Origin of the sequence: Halobacillus sp. BBL2006, from assembly GCF_000786645.1 — a bacterium.
Lineage (GTDB): Bacteria > Bacillota > Bacilli > Bacillales > Halobacillaceae > Halobacillus.
Map to the genome: position 1 here is coordinate 1 of NZ_JRNX01000087.1, position 4,717 is coordinate 4,717.

Here is a 4,717-nt window from a genome sequence, read left to right on the forward strand (position 1 = left end):
CTTTATTTTCTTTTTGTTCGCTATCCATAAATCGTAACAAGTCCCCATAAACGACTTTATCAGAGAAGCCTAATTCTGTTTCGGCTTCTTTTTTCAATGGAGCACATGTTTCAGTGTCAATTTCTTCTCCTGTGGACTTGTCATAACAATGATCGCCTTCTGCAGCATATACATACTCGTCTGTCACGACACTGCCATCACGCAAAATAGTTTTGCTTTCGCGATTATCTTTGAATAGGTCTGTACCGAATTGAACATCATTTTCTTGTTCAACACCTAGTAAATGAAGGATGGTAGGTTTCAAGTCAATTTGACCGCCTACTGTCTCCATCTCTTTTCCTTCCATTCCAGGAACGTGAATGATCAATGGTACTTTTTGCAATTGGACGTGCTCGAATGGGCGGATTTCTTTGCCGAGAATTTCGCTCATCGCACGGTTGTGATTCTCAGAGATCCCGTAGTGGTCTCCGTACAAGACGAATACTGTATCTTCATATTCTCCTTGTTCTTTCATCATTTCAAAGAACTTCTTGAGGGACTCATCCATATAACGGACGGTTTGGAAATAACGGTCAACGGAACCGTCACCAGTATCAGCTGGCTCGATCATTTCCATATTTTCGTTATTTGTAATATATGGATAGTGGTTCGTCATTGTTAAGAACTTGGCATAATAAGGTTTATCTAAACCTTTCAGCATTGGCATGGATTGTTCGAAGAATGGAATATCCTTCAATCCATAGTTGACTGAGTTTTCATCAGTTACATTATATTCTTGCTTTGAGAAATAATGGTCATAGCCTAGGCTTTGATACATAACGTCACGGTTCCAGAAACTTGCGTGGTTTCCGTGGAAGCTGACTGGTGTGTAGCCTTCATTTTTCAAAATTTCTGGTGTTGCATTAAACTCATTACCAGCGTTGGTAGTAAAGACGGCTCCACGTGACAGACCGTACATAGAATTATCGATAATAAACTCAGAGTCAGATGTTTTCCCTTGTCCGGTGTTGTGATAAAAGTTGCTGAAATAAAAGCTGTCTTCTTTCAGGTCGTTTAGGAACGGAGTGATCTCTTGACCATTTAGTTTGCGGTCAATCACAAAGTTTTGAGTTGATTCTAAAGAAACGAGCACAACGTTCTTGCCTTCAGCTTTTCCAAAGTACTCGCCATGAGCACCCATTTTTCCTTGTTGGGAGTTCACGTAGTTTAATACTTCACTCAATTCGTTACTATCCGCAAGGACACGGTGAGAAGACGTTTTCGCCGTCATGACAGTATCATAAATGTGATAATTATAGATTCCTAGTAATTTTACTAGTTTCGCGCGGTCAAACGTTCTTACAAGCAGCTGTGGACGCTCCACTTCCGCCAAGCTTAAGTTCACAGCAGCAAACCCTAGCGAGGCAGCAAAAATCATCGCTACCGTACGCTTGCGGAATTCCAGCGCCGGGCGCACTTTTTTAACAGCGAGCCATGCAATTAGAATCACAATATCCATCCAGAATAAAATGTCCATTGGATGAATCAGCGCTTTGGCGCTTCCGCCAAGATCCCCGAAGTTCTTATATTGCATAAGAACTGGCAGCGTTATGAAATCATTAAAGAAGCGATAATACACAACGTTTGCATAAAGAGCAAAGGACATTAAGAAATAAATCGTCATGAATGCTTTATTTCTGCGCTTAGGTTTGAAGAAAAGCGACAATCCTAAGAAAAATAGCAGCGAACTGATCGGTGTAATTACCAGAATAAATTGTTGGATTCCATTTTCAATATCTAATGTAAAAGCGGTTTGAAGGGCGTAATAAGTTTTTGCCCAAAGAAAGAGAGCGGCAATTGCAAAGAAAAACCAACCCTTGTTTAATAGGTCTTGTTTTTGATTAAACATAATTAACCTCCTGTTGTACCTATATGTTAAATATTAATATAAATTAACAGAGAATTTACTAAAAGTAAACTACACTTAGGTACCAATTTGTTAAATGTTTGTTACAATATTAGTTTAGTAGTTTTGATTCTGCCAAATATGTATTTATCCGTTTCACTGAACGGTCAAACATAAAAATTCGTAATCTGTGAAAAATGTGACGTTTCCGGTACAAATAGATCAAAGATGACATCCTCATCACTCCATTAGATATAATGGAATTATACAAAAAATTGGAAAGCGGGGATATCATGACTGCTTCTTTTTCACTCACTCATATAGCCTGGAAACGAATTCTGATTTTTCTATTCTTGATCATCGCTCCGAATTACCTCGTTATGCAAGCCCAGCTTGCAGGCCCCATTGATGACTGGATCGGTCTTGGGACAGCAGTGGATCTTGTCATTATTTTACCTCTCCTGCTGTATTTCTTCGGGTTTAAGAAAAGAGTGTCATGGCTCGTCCTGTGCGGCTTTGTGTTCTGGGGATTGCTCCTTGCCAATTGGATGATTCCTTATGAAGCCGATGCGTTCCTTGCTTATTTCAATCATTCGATCATCCTCCTCGAAGCATCAGTTCTTATGCTTGAACTTTTCCTTTTCTTTTCAGTCGTAAAAAAATTGCCATTTTTAGTGGAAGCCTATCAGGCGGAGAAGAAAACGCATTATCATTTTCTGTCCAGCTTTTCTAATGCGATTGAACGAACTTTTCCCTTCAAAGGTGCGAGATTGAGCAAATTCCAATTCACACTAAGAGTTTTGGCTACGGATATTGCCGCGATCTATTATAGCCTGTTCAGCTGGCAGAGAAAGGCACCCGTAAGGCGTCACGCCCATGATTTTACACTTCACAAGAATGGGAGCTATCTTGGTGTTTTTATCATGCTTGTCCACGCGATGGTTATCGAAATTATCGCCGTCCATGTCATGGTCTCCATGTATAGCCATATCACCGCCTGGATCCTCACAGCCCTCGATGTCTATGCCTTACTTTTTATTATTTCTGATTATCAGGCCATTCGGTTATGTCCGGTGGTCCTTGATGAAAAAGGGATTCATTTTCAAAAGGGAATAAGGCAATATGGGTTTGTCGCGTGGGAGCAAATCAGCGGTATCGAAAAGAATACTATGACTCATGAAAATCTTAAGAAAGGAAGAAGCCACGTTGAACTGGCCCTCCACGGTTTAGAAAAAGAACAGATCCCCCATGTCCTTCCCTTGAAGGAGCCGGTTGAAATCAATCAATTTTTTGGTTTTAAGAAAAAGATTGAAACGATCTATGTGAAAGTGGATGAACCGCAATTCTTCAAGGAGACCGTTCAATCGTATTTAAGACATCAAAAGTAATCCCTGTTGTTTGAACGAGAAGTCTAAGAGGAGGCGTCCTTGTTTTTTATAAAGCTAGTCGAAAATGTTTTATAATAAGCATAGTTAATGAGTTTACCTTCAATGTATGCAGGTCTGTAATCTGTTTGATGAAAGCACAAATGGACAGGGTTTCTTCTTTACCCACAGATAAGATAGAGTCAGGAAGTGATCATAGTGACATTAATTGAATCCTTACAAAAGTCGATTGATTATATTGAGGAACATTTGCTTGAAGACCTATCTATTGAAGAAATCGCACAAAAAGCGAATGCTTCGGTCTTCCATTTCCAGCGAATGTTTTCGTTGTTAACGAATATGTCCGTCGGAGAATATTTAAGAAAGCGGCGATTGACACTCGCAGCTCACGAGTTATCGAAGACGGATGAAAAGATCATCGATATTGCGTACAAATACAGATATGACACTCCTGAGTCTTTCTCTAAAGCCTTTAAAAAGCAACATGGAATCTCACCTAGAGATGTGAAGTGCTTTACAGGAAAGATGCAATCTTATAACCGCCTGGTCATTCAGGTGAGTGTGAAAGGGGCAGAACCAATGCAATACGAAATCGTGGAAAAAGGACCGGTTCAAGTGGTAGGAGTTAAGGAGGAAGTTTCCTGTGTGAATGGGGAAAATCAGCGAATTATTCCAAAACTATGGGATAAAGTGAATAAAGAAGGGATGAGTCAAAGGTTATTCAGGTTAAATGATGGAGCAATCAAAGGTGTTTTAGGGGTGTGCGTGGATAAAAGTAAAACAAAAGCCAACCATATTGATTATTGGATTGCTGTATCACATGAAGGCGATGTTCCTGAAGGGTTCTCAAAACTCGATCTTCCTGCATCAAAATGGGCAGTGTTCGAAGTACATGGACCCATGCCAGATGCCATCCAGAAGGTATGGAAACAAATCTATTCTGAGTGGTTTCCTTCTAGTGGATACGAACATGCAGGCACACCGGACTTAGAAGTATATTCTGAAGAGGATCCGTTCAGCGAGGATTATTATTCAGAGATATGGATCCCAGTAAAATAAGGAGCTTGAAAATGGAGAAGAACCAAGCAGAAAAGCTGCAAATTGTTTGTATAGAGGATTGTGGAAACGCACCTAAGAAGACCTTCCTTAAGGAATTCAACATTGCTTTTGCAAAAGGCGATGTAGACTTTATTACAGAAAGTGTATCTGAGGATTTCAGCTGGGAAATCATCGGGGAAAAAGTAATTCATGGAAAAGATGAGTTCACGGATTGGCTTGACCAGCTCGGTGATCATAAAGTAACGAAAATTCACATACAGAACATTCTTACACACGGGCGAATGGGAGCCGTGAACGGGACTCTAAAGATGAAAGACGGAAGACGCATTAGTTTTTGTGATATGTACACATTTACTGATGCAGGCAAACAAGCAAAAATAAAAGAAAT

General features: G+C 40.0%; 4 protein-coding genes. 3 read left to right on the forward strand and 1 reads right to left on the reverse strand.

All coding sequences use genetic code 11. From position 1 onward, the window contains the following. Positions 1-1,888: LTA synthase family protein (locus tag LD39_RS03350; protein WP_035542898.1), on the reverse strand; the 1,888-nt coding region annotated here is incomplete at its 3' end. 290 nt (positions 1,889-2,178) lie between these two features. Here LD39_RS03350 and LD39_RS03355 point away from each other — a divergent pair. The 3 genes from LD39_RS03355 to LD39_RS03365 form a co-directional block, all read left to right on the forward strand. Next, entirely contained in the window at positions 2,179-3,273 is a 1,095-nt protein-coding gene (locus tag LD39_RS03355; protein ID WP_156112557.1) for a hypothetical protein, read from the forward strand. Between the two features lie 195 nt (positions 3,274-3,468). Continuing rightward, positions 3,469-4,329 (forward strand): AraC family transcriptional regulator, encoded by an 861-nt coding sequence (locus tag LD39_RS03360; protein ID WP_035542902.1) that lies wholly within the window; start codon positions 3,469-3,471, stop codon positions 4,327-4,329. An 11-nt stretch (positions 4,330-4,340) separates the two neighbouring features. Continuing rightward, the coding region (locus LD39_RS03365) for a nuclear transport factor 2 family protein (protein WP_035542903.1) at positions 4,341-4,717 on the forward strand (377 nt) is incomplete at its 3' end.

Bases quoted from the DNA above. Each gene is read 5' to 3' on its own strand.
- LD39_RS03355 (WP_156112557.1), top strand. From the start codon at position 2,179: ATGACTGCTTCTTTTTCACTCACTCATATAGCCTGGAAACGAATTCTG.